A 20533-nucleotide genomic window follows, 5' to 3' on the forward strand; every position below is an offset into this window, starting at 1 on the left:
GAAGCCACTTGCCCGCAGGCCCTCTGCCGGTGCCAATTGAAAAGTTAGGGGCTAAGTTCTTCTAACCCGACAGCAAATCCGCAATCCGCGCGGCCGAATGCCCATCGCCGAAAGGATTGTGCGCCCGTGCCATGGCGGCATAGGCGGCGGGATCGTCCAGCAGCACGGTCGCCTCTGCCACGATGCGCGCCGCATCGGTGCCGACCAGCTTGGCGGTGCCGGCTTCCACGCCTTCGGGGCGCTCGGTGGTTTCGCGCATGACGAGCACGGGCTTTCCCAGCGCGGGGGCTTCTTCCTGCACGCCGCCGCTGTCGGTCAGCATGATCTCGCTGATGGCGAGGAGGCGGGCGAAGTGGGGATAGTCGAGCGGTTCGATCAGGGCCACGTTGGGCAGGTCGGCAAGGGCCGCGTCCATTACCGCACGCACGTTGGGGTTGGGGTGGACCGGGAAGATCAGCGCCACATCCGGCCGCGCGGCCAGGGTGCGGATCGCCTGGGCGATGGCTTCCAGCCCGCCGCCGAAGTTTTCGCGGCGGTGGCTGGTAACGCCGATCAGGCGCTTGCCGGCAAAGCGGGCTTCGAGCGGCGCCAGGCCACTGGCGAGCGTGGGCTCTGCGGCGATCTTGTCGGTCACCCAGTGCAGCGCGTCGATCACGGTGTTGCCGGTCACGTGGATCGCGGCCGGGTCCACGTTTTCGGCGCGCAGCGCGGCGGCGGCGGTTTCGGTGGGCGCGAAATGCAGCGCGGCGATGGTGCCGATGATCTTGCGGTTCACCTCCTCGGGCCAAGGGTGATAGATATTGTGGCTGCGCAGCCCCGCTTCCACGTGGGCCACGGCGATCTTGCGGTAATAGGCGGCCAGCGCGCCGGCCATGGCCGTGGCGGTATCGCCCTGGACCACCACCCAATCGGGCTTTTCCGCGTCCATCACTTTGCCGATTTCGGTGAGCAGCGCGGCGGTCAACCCGTCGAGCGTCTGGTTGGGGCGCATCAGGTCAAGGTCGTGATCGGGCACGATCCCCGCGATGGCCAGGACCTGGTCGAGCATGCCGCGATGCTGCGCGGTGACGCAGGTGACCACGCGAAAGCGCCCATCGGCGCGCAGGGCGTGGACCACGGGAAACATCTTGATCGCCTCGGGCCGGGTGCCGAACACGAGGAGGACGGTCTTGGGTGCGGGCTGGGTCATGGGCCCGCCTTATAGGGCGAATCTTAAGCGCCGGATAAGGGCTTGCGCTTAAGGGAAACATCGGATGTGGAGCGGTAGTGCTCTGTCAAAATTCGCGGAAGGGCGAATTTTGAATTCCGGCACCGGCCCGCTCCCCCACCCGGCCCCCCATAGGGTACTATCGTCGGGAGGCCGGGTGGGGGAGCGGGCCGGTGCCGAAATCTCGCTTAAACTCGCGGCATCTGCTGGCTGGCGCAGTGGAATCCGCCGCCGCCCACCAGCACGGCATCGCCCATCACGCCCACGGTGGCGCGGCCGGGGAACAGCGCGCCGATCGCTTCCACGCCGGCCGCATCGTGCACCGAGCCGAACACCGGCACGATCACCATATGCGTGGTGATCACGAAGTTCATATAGCTGGCCGGCTGCACCGTGCCGCCCCATTCGATGCGGCCGGGGGAGGGCACCTCCACCACCTCGACGCCGAAATCGCGCGCACGGGCGGCAGCATCGGCATAGATCGCCGCGTTGGGATCGTCCGGCCCGGTGGCGCGGGGCAGGGCCAGGCGATTGGCGCCGACGAAGCGTGCCAAATTGTCCACGTGACCATCAGTGTGGTCGTTGATCAGCCCATCGCCCAGCCACAAGACGCGGTCATAGCCCAGATCGCGGTGCAGCCGCATCTCCAGGTCGGCGCGCGCAAGGTGCGGGTTGCGGTTGGGGTTGAGCAGGCATTGCTCGGTCGTGGCGACAAGGCCGGTGCCATCGCCATCGAGCGCGCCGCCTTCCAGCACCCAATCGGCCTTGCTGGCGGAAAGGCCCGCATCGGCCGCCAGCCTGGCGCCGATCTCCTGGTCCCCCGGCATCAGGTACTTGCCGCCCCAGCCGTTGAACCCGAACAACTGCGCGCGGCGCCCGCCGGCACCATCCGACACCACCAGCGGCCCGGTGTCGCGCAGCCACACGTCGCCATAGATGCGCTCTTCGATGGTCACGGCGGCGCTGGTCAGCCGCTCGGCCCGCATGCGGTTGGCCGCATCGCGCACGATCAGCTTCACCGGCTGGCCGCTCTCGGCCACGGTGCTGGCAAATTGGGCGATCTGTTCCTGCGCGCGGTCGATCACGCCCGACCATTCTTCGGCCAGGTGGGGAAAGCCCACCCACAGCCAGTCCTGCGGGGCGAATTCGGGCGGCATCAAACCGCCCGTGAAGGTGTTTTCGCTCATCAGGTTTGCTTACTTGCCCTGCGTGACGGTTGCGCGGCTGGCATCGCGAACGGCGCGGAATTCATCGCCCTGGTGCCAGTTGGGCCAGGTCGTGCCGGTGGCCAGCGCGCGGCCCAGGCGGTAATAGAGTTCCACTTCCTGGGCCATGCCGGTCATGTCCCAGCTATCGGAATATTCGTCCGAAGGCTGGTGATAGTGATGCTCGACATAGTCTTCGGTGGCCGCTTCGCCTGCTTTGGTGCCGCCATTGACCAGGTCGGTGCCGCGGCCCACGGCAAACATCGGCACGCCGCGCTTGGCCAGGCTGAAATGGTCAGACCGGTAATAGTGCCCGCGCTCGGGGTGATCCTCGGGGGTTTCGGTCAGGTGCATCTGGCCTTCCACCTGGCGCAGGATGGCGGTGAGATCGGACTTGTCGCCCCCGGTCACCTGCACGTCACGCGTCGGGCCGATCAGCGAAAGCGCATCCATGTTGACCCCGCCCACCGTGCGGGCCAGCGGATAGACCGGATGCTGGGCATAGTATTCCGAACCCAGGAGGCCGGATTCCTCCAGCGTCCAGGCGGCGAACACCTGGGTGCGCGGCGTGGGGCCGGCGCGGCGGTTCATCTGCGCCAGCGCGACCAGTGCGCCCACGCCGCTGGCATTGTCGATCGCGCCGTTGCAGATATCGTCGCCGGTGGCATCGGGCTTGCAGTGGCCCAGGTGGTCCCAATGGCCGGAATAGAGCACATATTCATTGGCGCGACTGGTGCCGGGGATCACCCCGATCACGTTGTGCGAGGTGCTGTGCGTCACCGTGTTGTCGAACGACAGGCTGGCCGTGGCGCCCAATGACACCGCGTGGAAGCCCTTCTGCTTGGCGGCGGCCGACAGCGCGGCAAAGTCCTTGCCGGCGGCCTGGAAGATCGCCTCGGCCACGGGGCGGCGGATCCAGCCGTTGGCCTCGGTCTGGTCCATCCCCTTGTTGGCGCTGGCCACGAAATTGCCGGTGCCGCCGCTCGATTCCAGCACGTTCCAGCCATAGGCGGCGGGGAAGGTATCGTGCACGATCAGCGCAGCCTTGGCGCCGTGCCGCGCGGCTTCGGCATACTTGTAGGGCCAGCGGCCGTACCAGGTCATCCGGCGGCCCTTGAACAGGCCCTGTTCGTCGGCGTTTTCATAGTCCGGGTCGTTGACCAGGATCACCGCGATCTTGCCCTTCATGTCCACGCCGGCATAATCGTCCCAGCCCAGCTCGGGCGCGGTGATGCCATAGCCAACGAAGACCAGTTCGCTGGCGTCGATCGTGGTGTGATCGGCTTCGCGATAGGAACCCACCACGAAATCGGCGCCCGGCTTGAACGACAGGCTGCCCACGGTCAGCGGGCTGATGTTCTTGGCCGCGATCGTCACCATCGGCACGGGTTGCAGCCACTGCCCCTTGTTGCCGGGCTTGAGGCCGGCGGCTTTGAAGCGGGTTATGATCGCATCCAGCACCGCCTGTTCCTTGGGCCCGCTGGGCGCGCGGCCTTCCAGTTCGTCAGACGCGAGGGTCTTGATCGTTTCGCGCATCAGCGGAACCGGCACGGAGGGCACCGGGGCGGTCGCGGCAAAGATGGGCGCGGGGGCGGCCAGCGCCGTGGCCAGCAGGAAGGCAGCCGCGCGGGCGCCAAAGGAAACACGCATGGGGCAAATCCCTTTTTACAAACAATCCCGCGCCATGGGGGGAACGCGCGGGCCTCATGCCGGCTACTTGGCAGAGGCGGCCCGCTGCGGCAAGACGGCCTGCCGTGGCCGCGCGAACGGCCAGCTAGAGAGGAAGCCCGCGTGCCGCACGGAATCGATTGGGAACAAGGGTTGGTCCTGGCGCGCGCGCATACCACGTTCCTGGCCCGCGCGCTCGATCGCCAGCCCGATCTGGCTGCCTTGCTGGCACAGGGCAAGATCGAGGCCGCGCTGGCCCATGCGCGCCGCGCGGGGGAGGGGTGCGACGATGTGGGCATCGCCTTGCGGCGCGAGCGGTTGGCCCTGGCGCTGGCCCTCGCGGTGGGTGATATCGCCGGCGCGCTGCCGCTTGGCCGGGTCATGCAGGAATTGTCCGATTTTGCCGATCGCGCACTCGATGCGGCGATTGCCGCCGCGATCGCGCGGCGCGTGCCCGATGCGCCTTCGGTGGGCTTTTCCGCGATTGGCCTGGGCAAGCATGGCGCGCAGGAACTGAACTATTCTTCGGACATCGATCCCATCCTGCTCTACGATCCCGATGCCCTGCCGCGCCGCGCGCGTGACGAACCGGGGGAGGCGGCGCAACGCGTGGCGCGCGGGGTGGTGGAACTGCTCTCCACCATCACCGACGAAGGCTATGTCTTCCGCATCGACTTGCGCCTGCGCCCCGCTTCGGAAGTCAGCCCCCTGGCGATCCCGTTCGAAGGGGCGATCACGCATTATGAATCGAGCGCGCTGGCGTGGGAACGTGCCGCCTATATCCGCGCGCGAGCCGCTTCGGGCGATGTGGCGCGCGGCCAGGCGTTCCTCGACACGATCCGCCCCTTCGTGTGGCGGCGCAGCCTGGATTTCGGCGCGATTGCCGAAATCGGCCGGCTGACCGCGCGGATACGCGATCACTATGCCGCCGGGCAGCAGGTTGGGCCGGGCTATGACTTGAAGCGCGGGCGCGGCGGCATCCGCGAAGTGGAATTCTTTGCCCAGACCCACCAGTTGATCCACGGCGGGCGCAATCCGGCGCTGCGCCTGCGCGGCACGCGGCCCGCGCTCGATGCCCTGGCAGAGGCCGGGATCATCACCGATGGCGATGCCGTGATCATGGGCGAAAGCTATGACCGGCTGCGCGTGCTCGAACACCGACTGCAGATGGTGGCAGATCAGCAGACCCACGCCCTGCCGCAAAACCAGGCCGCACTCGATAGTGTCGCGCAACTGTCCGGCCATGCCGATGGCGCCGCGCTGATCGCCGAGATCCAGAGCATTTCCGAGGCGGTCGCCCGGCGCTTCGACGCGCTGCTGGCGATCATTTCCCCCGCTGGCGCGGTGGCGGTGGACAACCGCAGCCTGGCCCAGGATCTGGCCGACCTGGGCTTTGCCGATGCCAACGGCCTCGCCCGCCGCGTGGAAGCGTGGGACAGCGGCGCCTTTCGCGCGCTGCGCAGCGACGAGGCGCGCGCCGCCTTTTCGCGCGTGCGCCCGCAATTGCTCCAGGCCCTGGCAGAGGCGCCAGACCCCGATCATGCCCTGGCGCGGTGGGAGCGGCTCCTGGCCGCGCTGCCTTCGGCAATCAACGTGTTCCGTTTGCTTGAGGCGCGGCCGGGCCTGATGGCCGTGGTCATGCGCGTGCTGGCCCATGCGCCAACCCTGGCCGACGACCTGGCGCGGCGGGCCGACCTGCTCGATACCCTGATCGATCATTCCGCCTTCGCGCTGCCGGGCGGCGTGGCAGAGATCATGGCCGATCTGGCGCGCGGCGAAGTGGGCGACGATTACCAGCGCCTGCTCGATGCCGTGCGGCGCAAGGTGGGCGAACTGCGCTTTGCCCTGGGCGTGCAACTGGTCGAAGGCCTGCACCCGCCGCTGGCCGTGGCCGCCGCGCTCAGCCGCGTGGCAGAGGCGGCACTGGCGGTGCTGGGCACGGCGGCGGAGGAGGAATTTGCCCGCGTCCATGGCCAGGTGCCTGATGCGCGCATGGTCGTGCTCGGCCTGGGGCGGCTGGGCGGGGGCGCGCTGACCCATGCCTCGGATCTCGATCTGGTGTTCCTGTTCGGCGGGCCGGCCGATGCTTTCGCCCGCGAATCCGATGGCGCGCGGCCGATCGGCGGCACGCTCTATTTCAACCGGCTGGCCCAGCGCATGATTGCCGCATTATCCGTGCCCACGGCGGCCGGCGCGCTTTATGACGTCGATACGCGCCTGCGTCCTTCGGGCGCGCAAGGGCCTATCGCGGTCAGCCTCGACAGTTTCGAGCGCTATCAGCGCGAGGATGCGTGGACGTGGGAGCACATGGCGCTGTGCCGCGCGCGCCCGCTGTTCGGCACCGCCGCCGATCGCGCCGCCTTGGCCGAAATCGTTGGCCGCGTGCTGTGCCGTCCCCGAGATGGCACGGCGCTGCGCGATGATGTGCTGGCCATGCGCAGCGAAATGGCACGGCACAAGCCCGCGAAAGGCCCGCTCGATGTCAAGCTTGCGCGCGGTGGCCTGGTCGATCTGGAATTCCTCGCACACTACCTGCAATTGCGCGATCATGTCGCACTCGAACCTGATCTGGGCGCGGCGGTTTCCGCGCTGGAGCAGTCGGGCCTGCTGCCGGCGGGCCTGCGTGGCGCGCACGATCTGCTGGCGGGGCTTCTGGTCGTAGTGCGCCTGGTTGCCCCTGATGGCATGTTCCCGCCGCCCGCCAGCCGTGCCATCGTCGCCACCGCCTGCGGCCAGGAAAGCTGGGATGCCCTGCTTGACGCGGTCGCCCGGGCAAGACACCGCATCGCCCACGCCTGGGGCCAGGTCTTCGGGCAACCATTGGAGATATAACGCATGAGCACTTTTCCCGGCGTGGGCGATCCGCTGCCCGATCTGCCGCTGACCGCGCCCGATGGCAGCCCGGTGAAGCCTTCTGATTTTGCCGGGCGCAAGCTGGTCGTGTTCTTCTATCCCAAGGATGATACGCCCGGCTGCACCACGGAAAACAAGGACTTCTCCGCCCTGGCAGAAGACTTTGCCGCCGCCGGCACCGCGCTGCTGGGGGTGAGCAAGGATCCGCCCAAACGCCACGAGAAGTTCATTGCCAAGCATGGCCTGGCCGCGCCGCTCGCCAGCGATGCAGAAGAAGGCGGCCTGTCCGATGCGCTCGGCATCTGGACCGAAAAGTCCATGTATGGCCGCACCTACATGGGCATGGAGCGCACCACCTACCTAGTCGGCACCGATGGCAGGATCGCGCAAGTGTGGAACAAGGTGAAAGTGAAGGACCACGCCGCGCAGGTTCTCGCGGCGGCCAAGGCGCTGTAACGCGCGCGGCATGACTCCATCGCTTCCTACCGTGGCGGCGGCGATTCGCGCCGCCATGCTGACCGCCGATCCGCGTGACAAGGTCATGGCCACGCGGTCCGTGGCGCGTGACTGGGCTGCCGGGCAGCTTGCCTTCGCCTTTGACGTGACCATGCCCGATGTGCCGGCGCGGCCCGCACAACCCGAACTGCTGCCGCCGAGCCAGATGCCCAAGCGCGGGCGCGGCGGTTCGGAACGGGGGCGTCTCGCGCTGATCCATGCCTTGTGCCACATCGAATTCGTGGCGATCGACCTGGCGCTCGATGCCGCAGGCCGCTTTGGCGCCGAACGCGGACGCGATTTCGTGTCGGACTGGTTGGGCGTGGCCGCAGACGAAGCGATGCATTTTGCCCTGCTGGCACGCCGCCTGCGCACGCTGGGCAGCCACTATGGCGCCATGCCGGCCCACGATGGGCTGTGGGATGCGGCGCGCGAAACGGCGCACGATGTGGCCGCGCGCCTGGCCGTCGTGCCGATGGTGCTCGAAGCCCGCGGGCTGGATGTGACACCGCAGACCATCGCCCGCTTCCAGGCGGCAGACGATCACACCACCGCGCGAATCCTGCAGCGAATCGTTGACGACGAAGTTCGGCATGTCCGTTTTGGTACAAGCCATTTCGCCAAAGTGTGCGCAGAGCGTGGTAAACAGGCACCGCAGCTTTGGAAAACGCTGGTTACGCAACACTTCCGAGGCAGCGTTAAGCCACCGTTCAACGACTCGGCGCGTCGTTCAGCCGGTTTGTCGTGTGAAATGATGGCGGCTCTTGCGTGAGAGGCGCACCCGCCGCTACCCCACCGTCACGAGATCGGCGGGGGGTTACCACCAATCTCTGAACAACGCCCGGCCGGGCACGCGGTTCCACCGCGATCGTCTGGCAGGCGCGGTTCGCTGGGGGTCAGCACAAAGCGGGTGCCGATGGCGCAAGGCCCGATGGGCAGGGCGCGCGGCATACCAGCCGAAAAGAGGTTGTACGGGTCGCAATGAAAAAAACCTTGTCTACCGGTCTGGCTGCCCTTGGCACCATTCTCACTCTTGGGCTTGCCACGCCGGCTCTGGCCAACAACGCCGCTTCCGCCGATATTGCCGCCCCGCTGCGCAACGCCGAAGCCGCCAAGGCCGGTCTGACCGCGCCGGCCGGCGATGAAGAATTCTCCAAGCTGTTCGCCAGCTGGGAAGCACTCGATGGTGGCAACGCCGCCTCGGCCCAGGCTCCCCTGGTTCGTTCCAGCTCGGTTTCCATCCCCACCCTGATGCCGATCACCAGCAGCCGCGCGATGAGCAGCGCCTTTGGCCTGCGCACCCACCCGATCTACGGTGGCCTGCGCGCGCACAAGGGTGTCGATCTGCCCGCGCCCACCGGCACGCCGATCCGCGCCAGCGCCGATGGCCTGGTGGGCAAGGCCGAACGCTTTGGTGGGTATGGCCTTTATGTTCAGCTCGAACATGGCGGCAATCTCGAAACCCGTTATGGCCACATGTCGCGCATCGCCGTTGCCGAAGGGCAGCGCGTGCACAAGGGCGACGTGATCGGCTACGTCGGTTCGACCGGCCATTCGACCGGCCCGCACTTGCACTATGAAGTTCGCGTTGCTGGCGAAGCGGTCAATCCGCTGCCCTACATGCAGCGTGACGCCAATCTTGCCCAGCTGGCCAGCGCCGCCGACGCGTCGCAGATCCGCGCGTTCAACGCCACCGACGCCGAAGGCGAGGGCGAAGAATAAGCGCCAGCTTTCCCGGATAAAGCATCGGAGAGGATGCGGAAAAAGGCGGTCGGCAACGGCCGCCTTTTTCTATGCCGGTGCCGCGCGCGGTGGCGGCTCTGGCCCGCAAAAAAGGGCGGCAAAGCGCAAGTTCGCTTCGCCGCCCTGTTTGCCTTGCTGGCAAGGCGTGCGGGGTTCAGCCCACCAGTTTCTTGATCACGGCGCGCACATCGTCGGCCAGGTCGGGACGCTCCAGCGCCAAGGCGATCGTCGCTTCCACGAAACCGGCCTTGCTGCCGCAGTCGAACCGGCGCCCGGCAAAGGTCACCGCATGGAACGGCTGGGTGCCGATCATCTTGGCCATCGCGTCGGTCAGCTGAATTTCGCCGCCGGCGCCCTTTTCCTGGTTTTCCAGCGTGCGCATCACTTCGGGCTGAAGGATATAGCGGCCCGAGATGATCAGGTTGGACGGCGCATCTTCGCGCTTGGGCTTTTCGACCAGCCCGGTCACTTCGGTCAGGCTGCCGGAAATCTTCGCGCCCGGTGCGATCACGCCATAGCTCGACACTTCTTCCTCGGGCACTTCCAGCACCGAGATCAGGTTGCCGCCCACTTCGTTATAAGCGTCGACCATCTGCTTCATGCAGCCGGGCGCGCCCACCATCAGTTCGTCGGGCAGGAAAATGGCAAAGGGTTCATCGCCCACCACTTCGCGCGCGCACCACACTGCGTGGCCCAGGCCCATGGCCACCTGCTGGCGTACGGTGACCAGGTTGCCCGGCTTGATGCGGGTATCGTCGAGCACGGAAAGATCCTTGCCGCGGCTGGCCATCGTGGTTTCCAGCTCGAACGCGGTGTCGAAATGCTCCACGATCGCGGTCTTGCCGCGGCCGGTCACGAAAATCAGTTCCTCGATCCCTGCTTCGCGCGCTTCGTCCACGGCGTACTGGATCAGCGGGCGGTCGACGATCGGCAGCATCTCCTTGGGCACGGCCTTGGTGGCCGGCAGGAAGCGGGTGCCAAGGCCGGCAACGGGAAACACGGCCTTGCGGATCGGTTTGCGGGGACTTGCGGTGGTTTCGCTCATGACGTTGTCTTTCCCATTGTCCTGTTACACGATAGTTAAGCAGCCTGCCTTTGCGATGACAAGTTCCGCAACGGGCAGGGCGTGCAAAAAATGCTGCAACGCAATATTCACCATGTTGCCTGCAATGCTGCCTAGCCCCTTGCCCTGCATCGCAAACCGGCTAAACCGCCGCGATGGACAAGATCATCATTCGCGGCGGCAAGCGTCTTTCTGGTACGGTCCCGGTCTCGGGGGCAAAGAATGCGGCGCTCACGTTGCTGCCCTGCGCGCTGCTGACCGATGAAGCGGTAACGCTGCGCAACCTGCCGCGCCTGGCCGATATCGACGGCTTCCAGCACCTGATGAACCAGTTCGGCGTGTCCACTGCCATCGCCGGCGCGCGCCCCGAGGATTTCGGCCGCGTGATGACGCTGCAGGCCACGCGGCTCACCTCGACCGTCGCGCCCTATGACCTCGTGCGCAAGATGCGCGCCTCGATCCTCGTGCTCGGCCCGCTGCTCGCGCGTGCCGGCGAAGCGACCGTGTCGCTGCCCGGCGGCTGCGCCATCGGCAACCGCCCGATCGACCTGCACTTGAAGGCCCTCGAAGCGTTCGGCGCGCATATCGAGCTGGCCGCCGGCTATGTCCGCGCGATCGCGCCCGATGGCGGGCTGCCCGGCGGGCGCTACAGCTTCCCGGTGGTGTCGGTCGGCGCCACTGAAAACGCGCTGATGGCCGCGGTGCTGGCCAAGGGCAAGTCCACCCTGCACAACGCCGCGCGCGAGCCGGAAATCGTCGACCTGTGCAACCTGCTGGTGGCGATGGGCGCGGATATCGAAGGGATCGGCACCTCGGACCTGACGATCCATGGCGTGGAGCGCCTGCACGGCGCCACCTACATGGTCATGCCCGATCGTATCGAGGCTGGGTCCTATGCCTGCGCAGCGGCGATCACCGGCGGCGAAGTCACGCTCCAGGGCGCCAAGATCGAAGACATGGAAACCACCGTCCAGGCGCTGCGCGATGCCGGCGTTTCGGTAGAGCCGGTGCGCGGTGGCCTGCACATTGCCGCCGATGGGGATCTGCGGCCCGTGACCATTTCCACCGCACCCTATCCCGGCTTTGCCACCGACATGCAGGCCCAGCTCATGGCCATGCTGTGCCTGGCCAAGGGCTCCAGCGTGCTGACCGAAACAATCTTCGAAAACCGCTACATGCACGTGCCCGAATTGAACCGCATGGGCGCGCGCATCGAAACCTCGGGCCGCACCGCCGTGGTCCACGGCGTGGACAAGCTGTCGGGCGCCGAAGTCATGGCCACCGACTTGCGCGCCTCGATGAGCTTGGTGATCGCCGGCCTTGCCGCCGAGGGCGAAACCCAGGTCCATCGCCTCTATCACCTCGATCGCGGGTACGAGCGGCTGGAAGAAAAGCTCGCCCTGCTCGGCGCCGATGTGGAGCGTGTCGGCAGCGATTGAGCCGGCCCGCGTGTAGGGCATGCAAAAAGGGCCGCGCAGCATGGCTGGCGCGGCCCTTTTTCTGTCTGCGCTTCGCCCGGTTCAGGCGGCGGCGTCGTCGCGCCGCTTGCGGCCCAATATCAGCCCGCCCAGGCCCAGTGCCAGCAGGGCCAGCATGCCCGGCTCGGGCACGTCGGTGCCGCCCGTGCTGCTGCTGCTCGTGCTGGACGAAGACGGCACTTGCGGATCGCTCGGCACGACATAGCTGCCGCTATACGTGCCGATGTGCATTTCGCCGTCCTGGACCAGGCTGCCGAACACCGCCGAACCCTGGATATAGTTATAGGTGTGCGCGGCCGCCTTGGGCGCCAGCACCGAACCGCCCCACGCGGTCGTCAGTGTCAGGTCCGTCGCGTCCACGAAGTTCCAGATCACGTGTTCGCCCAGGTTGGCCGTGCCACCCAGGAAATTGTCGTTCAGGTTGATCGTGCTGCCGGTCACGTTCACGATCACCGTATCGGCGCCGTTGGTGTTGAACTGGATCTCGCCGATCTTGTCGAGATCGGCTGCCGTGATCGAAAACACCGCCACGCCGTTGCTGCCCGGCTGCGCGTTGAACGTGCCGCGATTGCCGCTGATCGACAGGGTGCTGTTCGCGCCCTGCTGGGAAAGCTGGTAGGACAGCCCGGTCATGCTGGTCGACATCAGGCTGCCGTCCTGCTGCAGGCTGCTGACGAAGCCCGGATTGGTCGTGCCCAGGTTCGCCTGGACGGTGTTGGAATTGACGTTGGTGTTGGCGATCGCGCCACCCACCTGCACGGTCTGCGTGGCGCCGTTGAGGTTGAACCCGCTCGAAACGTTGCCCCCCACGATCGCGCCCGACCCGTTGTTGAGGTTATTGATCCCGCCCGTCACGTCGCCCACCACGACCAGGCCGGGGCCGGTATAGCTCGACGCAGGCAGGGTTGAGATGAGATAGTTGGACGAATTGCCCGTCAGGTTCCCGCCCACGAACGTGCGCCCTTCCACTTCCGATGAAGAGGTAAGGTTGCCCAGCACGATGAGGTTGTAGACCTTGAGCGCATCGATCCCCACCGGGGTGGATGCGGCAATGGCCTGGAACGGCAGCGCCAGCGCAGCCAGCGTGGCAACGGCAGCGGTCAGGCGGGTACGGGCGGGCAGCCGATAAGGGGCGGGCATGGGAAAGTGATGTCCTGTCGCAGCGCGCGCCCGAGCGTCAGGCGCGCGAAAAACCCTGGCCACGCTTGGCGATACAACGCAACACAGTTTTGCGTCGGGTCTCACGATGGCACAGTGTTTTGACAATCCTTAACGCTTGAGGCCCGGTTTGGCGGCCGCTGGCACGCGCCAGGCGGCCTTCCGGTGCGCGGTCGCGTTAACCTTGCGCGCGGGCGCTCAGGATATCCACCTGGGCGCGGATCGGCCCGATGTCATAGCCGACCGCGCCCGCCTTGGCCGCGATCTCGAACGGATTGCCGCCGTTGGCCGCCTGGGCCAGCGCCCACAGCAGCGTGGACCGCGTGCCCGACCGGCAATAGGCGAGCACCGGCGCATCCCCGATCTGGGCCAGCGCCTGCTTGAGAGCTTCCACCTGCGGCATGGAAAAGCCCGCGTGCGTGACCGGAATGGCCACATAGGCAATACCGGCGGCGTCGGCAGCCGCGGCGATTTCCGCGCCGGGGGTCTGGTCGTCGGATTCGCCCTCGGGGCGGTTGTTGACGATCAGCTTCACCCCCAGTTGCTGGGCTTCGGCCACGTCGGCCACGGTGATCTGCGGGCTGGCCAGGAACTGGCTGTCGACTTGGCGAAACTGGGACATGGCAATACCTTGCGTGCGAAAGGAGAAATTTCAGGAGGCCTGGCGCGTGGCGGTGCGCCGGCGGCGGCCGGCAATGTTGAGCAGTTCGACAAACACCGAAAAGCCCATCGCGGCATAGATATAGCCCTTGGGAATGTGAACGCCAAAGCCATCGGCCAGCAGCACCAGCCCGATCATCACCAGAAACGCCAGCGCCAGCATGACCAGCGTGGGATTGTGCTCGATGAACTTGGCCAGCGGATCGGCCGCCAGCATCATCAGCGAAACCGTGGTGATGACCGCCGCGATCATGATCGGCACTTGGTCGGTCATGCCCACGGCGGTCAGGATCGAATCGATCGAGAACACCAGGTCCAGCGCGATGATCTGGGCAATCGTCGCGCCGAAGTTGGCGACGACGGCCTGGCCCAGGCCGCCTTTTTCCCCGTGTCCCTTCTGGTCGAGCAGTTCGCCGCTGGGTTCGGGGTCAAGCGTGTGGTGGATTTCCTTGGTCGCTTTCCACAGCAGGAACAGCCCGCCGGCCACCAGGATCAGGTCGCGCCCGGAAAACGCGGTTTCGAACGTGGGCTCGCCATGGGCGCCGGGGGCGCCAGCCAGACCCAGGTCGAACAGCGGAGCCTGCAATGTCACGATCCAGCCGATCAGGGACAGCAAAGCCAGGCGCAGCACCAGCGCCAGCGCCAGGCCGATGCGCCGCGCGCGTGCCTGCTGGTGGGCTGGCAACTTGTTGGACAGAATCGCGATGAACACCAGGTTGTCGATACCCAGCACGATTTCCAGCAGCACCAGGGTGACGAACGCGGCCCAGGCCTGCGGGTCGGATAGAAGAGCGACAAGGTCCATGGGCCGCTTGTGCCGTATCGTTCAGGCTGCGGCAAGGCGCCAAGCGGCACTAAAGCGCGGCACTTTTGTCACGAATTGTGGCTGAGAATGATATTTTGCGATTGAATCGCGTATGCGCGTCGATTCCGTTCGCGCATCGGCTTTTTATTCGTTATAGTCTTCCGCGCAATGGAGAGGGCCGGCCCATAAAGCCCGGCACGTCGTCCTTGTCGTGCCCCTGGTCTCCGCGTCCGGCCAGTGGCGCCGGGAAAATTGGGGCGGATTGTAAGGTTTATTGGGTTTTATGGGTTTTGACAGAGGGCGGCGTGGTCGCGGACGCGACAAGCGCGACGGTTTCGGCGACGACGGCGGTTTCGATCCCTACGGCGGTGGCGGCGGTTTTGGCGGTGGCTACGATCGCGGCGGCTTCGGCGGCGGTGACCGTGGCGGCTTTGGCGGCGGCAACCGCGGCGGCGGCTTCGGCGGTGGTGACCGCGGCGGCTTCGGCGGCGGCGATCGCGGCGGCTTTGGCGGCGGCAATCGCGGCGGCGGCGGTGGTGGCGGCTTCGGCGGCGCTCCCCGTGGTGGCGGCATGCCTGCCCAGGTGGTTGGCACCGGTAAGGGCGTCGTCAAGTTCTTCAACGGCCAGAAGGGCTTCGGCTTCATTCAGCGTGAAGACGGCGGCGAAGACGTGTTCGTGCACATCAGCGCCGTGGAACGTGCCGGCCTTGAAGGCCTGGCCGAAGGTCAGACCCTGGAATTCAACCTCGTCGATCGCGGTGGCAAGATTTCTGCCGCCGACCTTCAGGTTGTGGGCGACGTGATCCCCGTGGCGGCCAAGCCGGCTGCCCCGCAGCGTCAGCTGACCGGCGAAAAGGCCACTGGCACCGTCAAGTTCTTCAACAGCATGAAGGGCTTCGGCTTCATTACCCGTGACGATGGCCAGCCCGATGCATTCGTGCACATCAGCGCTGTCGAACGCTCCGGCCTGCGCGAGCTCAACGAAGGCGACAAGCTGGAGTTCGACCTCGAAGTTGATCGACGAGGCAAGCACTCGGCGGTCAACCTGGTGCCGCGCCAGGATTGATCCCGGCCGCATTGCCCCTTGGGTCTGATGGACCTGGGGGCCTTGCATCACCACATACGCGTGCAAATGGCGGTCCGCTGGGCCGCCATTTGTCGTTTTACAGCCATTTCCGATCCATACACCGTCCTTGGAATTTACAGGAGCATACCCCATGTCGATCACCCCGCTCATGCCCGTCTATCCCCGGTGCGGCGTGCGTCCGGTGCGAGGCGAACACTGCCACCTGATTTCCGAAGACGGCACGCGCTATCTCGATTTCGCCAGCGGCATCGCGGTCAACCTGCTGGGCCATTCGCATCCTCACCTGATCGGCGCGTTGCAGCGCCAGGTCGAAACGCTGATGCACGTGTCCAACCTCTATGGCAGCCCGCAGGGCGAGCATCTGGCGCAGCGCCTGGTCGACATGACCTTTGCCGATACGGTGTTCTTCACCAATTCCGGCGCGGAAGCGGTGGAATGCGCGATCAAGACCGCGCGCGCCTATCACCAGTATCACGGCCAGAGCCCGGAACGGTTCGAGATCATCACGTTCCGCAATGCCTTCCACGGCCGCACGCTGGGCACGATCAGCGCGTCGGACCAGGAAAAGATGCACAAGGGCTTCCTGCCCATCCTGCCGGGCTTCCACTATGTCGATTTCAATGACCTGGAAGCGACCAAGGCACTGATCGGCCCGCACACGGCCGGCATCCTGGTCGAACCGATCCAGGGCGAAGGCGGCATCAAGGAAGGCACCGAGGAATTCATCAAGGGCCTGCGCGCGCTGTGCGACGAACATGGCCTGATGCTGATCTTCGACGAAGTGCAGTGCGGCGTGGCGCGCACCGGCACGATGTTCGCCTATGAACAGTATGGCGTGACGCCCGATATCATGTCGATCGCCAAGGGCATCGGCGGCGGCTTCCCGCTCGGCGCTTGCCTGGCCACCGAGCAGGCGGCGCGCGGCATGGTGTTCGGCACGCATGGCAGCACTTATGGCGGCAATCCCCTGGCCATGGCCGCGGGCGAGGCCGTGCTCGACGTGGTCGCCAATCCCGAATTCCTGGCCCAGGTGCGCGCCACCGGTGATCGCCTCAAGGCGCGGCTCGAACAGTTCATCGGCAACTATCCCGACTTGTTCGAACTGGTGCGCGGGCGTGGCCTGATGCTGGGCGTCAAGTGCAAGATGGAGCCGCGCCCGTTCGTCGCCCACATGCGCGACAACCACCAGCTCCTGGCGGTTTCGGCTGGCGACATGACGTTCCGCGTCCTGCCGCCGCTGGTGATCGACGACAGCCACATCGATGAATTCATGGACAAGCTTTCGGCCGCCGCGGCCAGCTATGTTCCTCCGGCTCCCGCGGCGTGAGACGAGCAGACATGATCAGGCACTTCCTCAACCTTTCCGATGCCGGCGGTGATGCGGTGGCGGCGATGCTGGCCGATGCGCTGGATCGCAAGGCGGCGCGTGCCGCGCTGCCCAAGGGGCGGGCCGATGCCGATGCGCCCTTGGCCGGGCATGTGCTGGCCATGGTGTTCGAAAAGAATTCCACCCGCACGCGCGTATCGTTCGACGTGGCGATGCGCCAGTTGGGCGGATCGGCGCTAGTGCTCGATGCCGGCACCACGCAACTGGGCCGCGGCGAAACCATCGCCGACACGGCTCGCGTGCTCAGCCGCATGGCCGACGCCATCATGCTGCGCACCGACGACCATGCCAAGGTCGAGGAACTCGCGCATTATGCCAGCGTTCCTGTCATCAATGGCCTTACCGACCTTTCCCATCCGTGCCAGATCATGGCCGACCTGCTGACCGTGATCGAGCATGGCAAGGCGCTGCCCGGGCTCGAAGTGGCTTGGCTGGGCGATGGCAACAACGTGCTCAACTCGATCGTCGAGGCCGCCGGCCTGATGAAGTTCAACGTGCGCATCGGCGTACCCGAAGGCTATGATTGCGACGCCGGGTTCGTCGCGCGCGCGCAGGCCCAGGGCGCCAAAGTCACGGTCTATCGCGATGCGGCGCAGGCCGTGGCCGGGGCGGACGTGGTGGTGACCGACACCTGGATTTCCATGGGCCAGGCCCATGCAGAGGCCAAGCTGGCGGCCATGGCACCATTCCAGGTGAACGAGGCCCTGATGGCCCAGGCCAAGGGCGATGCGCTGTTCCTGCATTGCCTGCCTGCTCACCGCAACGAAGAGGTGACCGACGCGGTGATCGATGGCCCGCGCTCGGTGGTGTGGGACGAGGCTGAAAACCGTATTCACGCGCAGAAATCGGTGCTGCGCTGGGCGTTCGGCCAGATCTGACCGCGCTGCTAACCAACGAAAGTTTCCATGACTGACCAAGCCGAAACCGGATTTGACCAAGTGCTGCAATTCACCGTCCCCGCGCGCGACGCGCGGGGGCGCGTGGTGCGGCTGGGGCCGGTGCTCGATACCGTGCTCTCGGCCCATGCCTATCCGGCGCCGATCCGCAACCTGCTGGCCGAAGCGCTGGCGCTGACCGCGCTGCTGGGCGCCCTGCTCAAGGACGATGATGGCCAACTGACCATGCAGGCCCAGACCCAGGATGGGGTGGTGGACTTGCTGGTATGCGATTATCGCGGGGGCGAATTGCGTGGTTATGTTCGCCACGATCGCGCGCGGCTTGATGAACTCGGGCCGCACCCTTCGCTTCATGCCCTGTTCGGGGATGGCTATCTGGCGATCACCTTCGATCTGTCCAGCAGCGATCAGCGTTACCAGGGTATCGTGCCGCTGGAAGGCGACAGCCTGGCGCGCGCCTGCGAAAGCTATTTCTTCCAGTCCGAACAAGTGCCTACGCTGATCCGCGTGGGCGTGCACAGCGAAGGCGGCCGCACGGTGGCGGGTGCCCTGCTGGTGCAGCACCTGCCCGATGGCGAGGAAGGGCGCGAGCGGTTGCATGCCCGGCTCGACCATCCCGAATGGGAGCACGTGGCGGCGCTGGCCGGTTCGCTCACGCCTGCCGAACTGACCGATCCGCAACTCGGCCTCGAAAACCTGGTGTGGCGCCTGTTCCACGAGGAAAGCGAAGTGCGCGTGGCGCGCGGCCTGCCGCTCACCCGCGGATGCCGCTGCTCGGCAGAGCACTACCGCGAATTGCTGGCCCGGTTTGGCGAAGCCCAACGCGCCGAAATGGCCAATGACGATGGGCTTATCGTGGTGGATTGCGCGTTCTGCTCGAAAGAGTTTCCGCTTCGTTTCGATTGAGGCGGGCAAAACGCGCAGGCCTTCAATTGCGGCGCCGTTGCTCTATATTGCAAACACCTGTTGCGCGCGTCGGGCAGGGATGGAGGGTGGTTGATGACGTACCGTGCTGCGTTGCGCCGCGCTTGCGCTGCGGCGATCCTTGCTTCTGCCCTCGCCTGGGTGGCGCCGGCGGATGCCGAGCGGGGTGACGCGAGCCTTGCCATGCTCGATCGGATCCTGCCTGGACAATGGCAGGTGCGCGCGCGGGAAACGGGTGGTTTCGAAAGCCGGCTTTGCCTGGCCGAAGGGCGCCCACTGATCCAGCTGCGCCATCCCGGCCAAGCCTGCCGCCGGTTCGTGGTGCAGGACGAGGCCAACGCCGTGTCGGTCAGCTATGCCTGTGGCCCAGCCGGTTCGGGGCTCACCCGCATCCGCTTCGAAAACGAGCAACTGCTGCAGATCGAAGCCCAGGGCATCGCCCAGGGGTTGCCTTTCGCCTTCAATGCCGAGGCACGCCGGCTGGGCGCCTGCACCCGCTGACCGGCACCAGGCCAAAAATCGGCGGGTGCCGGGGGCTTGCCTGCGCTGGGCGAGAGGGCTAGCCCCTTGGCCCATGACCGATACCGACTTGTCTTCATCTTCCCCCGCGGCACAGGCGCCGCTTGCCGTTGTCCTGCTGTCCGGCGGGCTGGACTCGATGGTCTGCGCGGCCCTGGCCCAGGAGCAGGGCTTTCGCGTCCTGGCCTTGACCATCGACTACAACCAGCGTCATCGCGTGGAACTTGATGCGGCGCGCGTGATTGCCGCACGCTTGGGGGTTGAACGCCACGTCATCCTGCCGCTCGATCTGCGCCAGTTCGGCGGCTCGGCGTTGACCGCTGCGATCGACGTACCCAAGGATGGCCTGACCGACGACATCCCGATCACGTATGTGCCCGCCCGCAATCTGGTGTTCCTGTCGCTTGCCCTGGCGTGGGCCGAAGCGGCCGGGGCCAAGGATCTCTATATCGGCGTGAATGCGCTGGACTATTCGGGCTACCCCGATTGCCGGCCCGAATTCATCCATGGCTTCGAAGGCCTGGCGCGCGTCGCCACCAAGGTCGGCAGTCAGGGTGGCACCGTGGCCGTGCATGCCCCGCTCCAGCACCTCAAGAAATCGGAAATCGCGCAAGAGGCCGCGCGCCTTGGCCTCGACGCCGGGGAAAGCTGGTCGTGCTATGATCCGCTGCCCGATGGCCGCGCCTGCGGCGAATGCGACAGTTGCCGCCTGCGCAAGGCGGGCTTTGCCGAAGCGGGCCTGACCGACGGCACGCGCTACGGCGCCTGATACCGCCAACCCGTTGCAACAAAAAAAGGGGATGAGCAGCCAGCCTGCCCATCCCCTTTTTGCGTCAGCGCGCGGTCACTGCCGCACGAAGACCCCGCAGGCCAGGCGAGCGCCGCTGTTGCCGCTGGGATCGGTCTTGTAGTCGTCGGGCGCGGCATGGATCACCAAGGCGGTGCCATCGGCGTCGAACAGGGCCGGCCCGGTCATGTCGGCGCCGCCACGCAGGCTGAAATCGAGCGCGCCGGTGCCGTCGGCGCCCACCGTCAGGTTGGTGAGGTCACCCAGGTGCGATCCGGCCGGATTTTCCGCGCCGTGCTGGTGCCCATCGGGATTGAGATGTCCGCCGGCCGTGGTGAAGCCGGGCGCCTCGCACTTGCCCACGGTGTGCAGGTGAATGCCGTGCACGCCGGGCGGCAGGCCCTTGGCATCGACATGCACGCGGAAGCCATCGGGGCCCTGCAACAGTTCGGCCGTGCCGGCACTGGCACCGCTGGCCAGCATGAGCGTGGCATTGGCCACGACCTGCGCCTTGGGCGTGGGGGTGCTGTGCATGCCCCCCATGCTGCCATCACCGCACGCGGCCAGGGTTAGCGGCAGGGCCAGACCCGCCAGGATG

Annotated in this window: 19 protein-coding genes; 11 read left to right on the plus strand and 8 right to left on the minus strand. The window is 66.4% G+C overall.

Annotation, left to right across the window (positions count from 1 at the left end):
• Positions 1-61 precede the first annotated feature (61 nt).
• The 3 genes from wecB to FHT19_RS22420 all read right to left on the minus strand — a co-directional run bounded on the left by wecB (position 62) and on the right by FHT19_RS22420 (position 4062).
• Positions 62-1189: a UDP-N-acetylglucosamine 2-epimerase (non-hydrolyzing) gene (wecB, locus tag FHT19_RS22410; protein WP_169476902.1), complete on the minus strand. Its 1128-nt coding sequence runs from the start codon at positions 1187-1189 to the stop codon at positions 62-64.
• A gap of 206 nt (positions 1190-1395) precedes the next feature.
• Complete coding sequence (locus FHT19_RS22415) at positions 1396-2394, minus strand: agmatine deiminase family protein (RefSeq protein WP_169476903.1); 999 nt, start codon at positions 2392-2394, stop codon at positions 1396-1398.
• A gap of 9 nt (positions 2395-2403) precedes the next feature.
• Positions 2404-4062, minus strand: a complete 1659-nt coding sequence (locus tag FHT19_RS22420) for a M28 family metallopeptidase (protein ID WP_169476904.1) — start codon at positions 4060-4062, stop codon at positions 2404-2406.
• A 141-nt stretch (positions 4063-4203) separates the two neighbouring features.
• Here FHT19_RS22420 and glnE point away from each other — a divergent pair, with 141 nt between their 5' ends.
• From glnE to FHT19_RS22440, 4 genes are all read left to right on the plus strand, one after another.
• Positions 4204-6912: a bifunctional [glutamate--ammonia ligase]-adenylyl-L-tyrosine phosphorylase/[glutamate--ammonia-ligase] adenylyltransferase gene (gene glnE, locus FHT19_RS22425; protein WP_169476905.1), complete on the plus strand. Its 2709-nt coding sequence runs from the start codon at positions 4204-4206 to the stop codon at positions 6910-6912.
• A 3-nt stretch (positions 6913-6915) separates the two neighbouring features.
• Positions 6916-7389 (plus strand): peroxiredoxin, encoded by a 474-nt coding sequence (locus FHT19_RS22430; RefSeq protein ID WP_169476906.1) that lies wholly within the window; start codon positions 6916-6918, stop codon positions 7387-7389.
• 10 nt (positions 7390-7399) lie between these two features.
• On the plus strand, positions 7400-8200 hold the full coding sequence (locus FHT19_RS22435; RefSeq protein ID WP_169476907.1) for a ferritin-like domain-containing protein: 801 nt from the start codon (positions 7400-7402) through the stop codon (positions 8198-8200).
• 209 nt (positions 8201-8409) lie between these two features.
• On the plus strand, positions 8410-9150 hold the full coding sequence (locus FHT19_RS22440; RefSeq protein WP_168556017.1) for a M23 family metallopeptidase: 741 nt from the start codon (positions 8410-8412) through the stop codon (positions 9148-9150).
• Positions 9151-9325: 175 nt separating this feature from the next.
• Here FHT19_RS22440 and galU read toward each other — a convergent pair whose 3' ends face one another.
• Positions 9326-10216, minus strand: a complete 891-nt coding sequence (gene galU, locus FHT19_RS22445; RefSeq protein WP_168556018.1) for a UTP--glucose-1-phosphate uridylyltransferase GalU — start codon at positions 10214-10216, stop codon at positions 9326-9328.
• A gap of 173 nt (positions 10217-10389) precedes the next feature.
• Between galU and murA the strand changes: the two genes are divergently transcribed.
• Positions 10390-11673, plus strand: a complete 1284-nt coding sequence (gene murA, locus FHT19_RS22450; protein ID WP_168556019.1) for a UDP-N-acetylglucosamine 1-carboxyvinyltransferase — start codon at positions 10390-10392, stop codon at positions 11671-11673.
• An 81-nt stretch (positions 11674-11754) separates the two neighbouring features.
• Here murA and FHT19_RS22455 read toward each other — a convergent pair whose 3' ends face one another.
• From FHT19_RS22455 to FHT19_RS22465, 3 genes are all read right to left on the minus strand, one after another.
• Positions 11755-12852 carry a choice-of-anchor A family protein gene (locus FHT19_RS22455; protein ID WP_169476908.1) on the minus strand — a complete coding sequence of 366 codons (1098 nt, stop codon included), beginning with the start codon at positions 12850-12852 and terminating at the stop codon, positions 11755-11757.
• Positions 12853-13048: 196 nt separating this feature from the next.
• Positions 13049-13492, minus strand: a complete 444-nt coding sequence (locus tag FHT19_RS22460) for a TIGR01244 family sulfur transferase (RefSeq protein ID WP_169476909.1) — start codon at positions 13490-13492, stop codon at positions 13049-13051.
• 30 nt (positions 13493-13522) lie between these two features.
• Positions 13523-14335, minus strand: coding sequence for a TerC family protein (locus tag FHT19_RS22465; protein WP_169476910.1), 813 nt, complete (start codon positions 14333-14335; stop codon positions 13523-13525).
• Positions 14336-14618: 283 nt separating this feature from the next.
• On the opposite strand from FHT19_RS22465, the gene FHT19_RS24695 reads away from it, so the two are divergent.
• The 6 genes from FHT19_RS24695 (at position 14619) to queC (ending at position 19917) form a co-directional block, all read left to right on the plus strand.
• Positions 14619-15401: a cold-shock protein gene (locus tag FHT19_RS24695; protein WP_168556119.1), complete on the plus strand. Its 783-nt coding sequence runs from the start codon at positions 14619-14621 to the stop codon at positions 15399-15401.
• Between the two features lie 151 nt (positions 15402-15552).
• Positions 15553-16749 (plus strand): aspartate aminotransferase family protein, encoded by a 1197-nt coding sequence (locus tag FHT19_RS22475; protein ID WP_168556023.1) that lies wholly within the window; start codon positions 15553-15555, stop codon positions 16747-16749.
• Positions 16750-16760: 11 nt separating this feature from the next.
• Positions 16761-17687, plus strand: coding sequence for an ornithine carbamoyltransferase (argF, locus tag FHT19_RS22480; RefSeq protein ID WP_169476911.1), 927 nt, complete (start codon positions 16761-16763; stop codon positions 17685-17687).
• A gap of 27 nt (positions 17688-17714) precedes the next feature.
• The gene (locus tag FHT19_RS22485) at positions 17715-18611 is read left to right on the plus strand and encodes an Hsp33 family molecular chaperone HslO (RefSeq protein WP_169476912.1); all 897 of its coding nucleotides are present in this window, start codon (positions 17715-17717) and stop codon (positions 18609-18611) included.
• A gap of 93 nt (positions 18612-18704) precedes the next feature.
• Positions 18705-19130: a hypothetical protein gene (locus FHT19_RS22490; protein ID WP_246866079.1), complete on the plus strand. Its 426-nt coding sequence runs from the start codon at positions 18705-18707 to the stop codon at positions 19128-19130.
• A 73-nt stretch (positions 19131-19203) separates the two neighbouring features.
• A complete protein-coding gene (gene queC, locus FHT19_RS22495) occupies positions 19204-19917 on the plus strand; it encodes a 7-cyano-7-deazaguanine synthase QueC (protein WP_169476913.1) in 714 nt (237 codons plus the stop codon).
• A gap of 75 nt (positions 19918-19992) precedes the next feature.
• On the opposite strand, the gene FHT19_RS22500 is transcribed toward queC, so the two are convergent.
• Complete coding sequence (locus tag FHT19_RS22500; RefSeq protein ID WP_246866080.1) at positions 19993-20469, minus strand: superoxide dismutase family protein; 477 nt, start codon at positions 20467-20469, stop codon at positions 19993-19995.
• Positions 20470-20533: the final 64 nt, after the last annotated feature.

The organism is Novosphingobium sp. SG919, assembly GCF_012932495.1.
In the GTDB taxonomy this organism is placed as follows: domain Bacteria; phylum Pseudomonadota; class Alphaproteobacteria; order Sphingomonadales; family Sphingomonadaceae; genus Novosphingobium; species Novosphingobium rhizosphaerae.

Coding starts and splice junctions, on each gene's coding strand:
- wecB (WP_169476902.1), bottom strand. CDS start 1,189: ATGACCCAGCCCGCACCCAAGACCGTCCTCCTCGTGTTCGGCACCCGG.
- FHT19_RS22415 (WP_169476903.1), bottom strand. CDS start 2,394: ATGAGCGAAAACACCTTCACGGGCGGTTTGATGCCGCCCGAATTCGCC.
- FHT19_RS22420 (WP_169476904.1), bottom strand. CDS start 4,062: ATGCGTGTTTCCTTTGGCGCCCGCGCGGCTGCCTTCCTGCTGGCCACG.
- FHT19_RS22430 (WP_169476906.1), top strand. CDS start 6,916: ATGAGCACTTTTCCCGGCGTGGGCGATCCGCTGCCCGATCTGCCGCTG.
- FHT19_RS22435 (WP_169476907.1), top strand. CDS start 7,400: ATGACTCCATCGCTTCCTACCGTGGCGGCGGCGATTCGCGCCGCCATG.
- FHT19_RS22440 (WP_168556017.1), top strand. CDS start 8,410: ATGAAAAAAACCTTGTCTACCGGTCTGGCTGCCCTTGGCACCATTCTC.
- galU (WP_168556018.1), bottom strand. CDS start 10,216: ATGAGCGAAACCACCGCAAGTCCCCGCAAACCGATCCGCAAGGCCGTG.
- murA (WP_168556019.1), top strand. CDS start 10,390: ATGGACAAGATCATCATTCGCGGCGGCAAGCGTCTTTCTGGTACGGTC.
- FHT19_RS22455 (WP_169476908.1), bottom strand. CDS start 12,852: ATGCCCGCCCCTTATCGGCTGCCCGCCCGTACCCGCCTGACCGCTGCC.
- FHT19_RS22460 (WP_169476909.1), bottom strand. CDS start 13,492: ATGTCCCAGTTTCGCCAAGTCGACAGCCAGTTCCTGGCCAGCCCGCAG.
- FHT19_RS22465 (WP_169476910.1), bottom strand. CDS start 14,335: ATGGACCTTGTCGCTCTTCTATCCGACCCGCAGGCCTGGGCCGCGTTC.
- FHT19_RS24695 (WP_168556119.1), top strand. CDS start 14,619: ATGGGTTTTGACAGAGGGCGGCGTGGTCGCGGACGCGACAAGCGCGAC.
- FHT19_RS22475 (WP_168556023.1), top strand. CDS start 15,553: ATGTCGATCACCCCGCTCATGCCCGTCTATCCCCGGTGCGGCGTGCGT.
- argF (WP_169476911.1), top strand. CDS start 16,761: ATGATCAGGCACTTCCTCAACCTTTCCGATGCCGGCGGTGATGCGGTG.
- FHT19_RS22485 (WP_169476912.1), top strand. CDS start 17,715: ATGACTGACCAAGCCGAAACCGGATTTGACCAAGTGCTGCAATTCACC.
- FHT19_RS22490 (WP_246866079.1), top strand. CDS start 18,705: ATGACGTACCGTGCTGCGTTGCGCCGCGCTTGCGCTGCGGCGATCCTT.
- queC (WP_169476913.1), top strand. CDS start 19,204: ATGACCGATACCGACTTGTCTTCATCTTCCCCCGCGGCACAGGCGCCG.
- FHT19_RS22500 (WP_246866080.1), bottom strand. CDS start 20,469: ATGCACAGCACCCCCACGCCCAAGGCGCAGGTCGTGGCCAATGCCACG.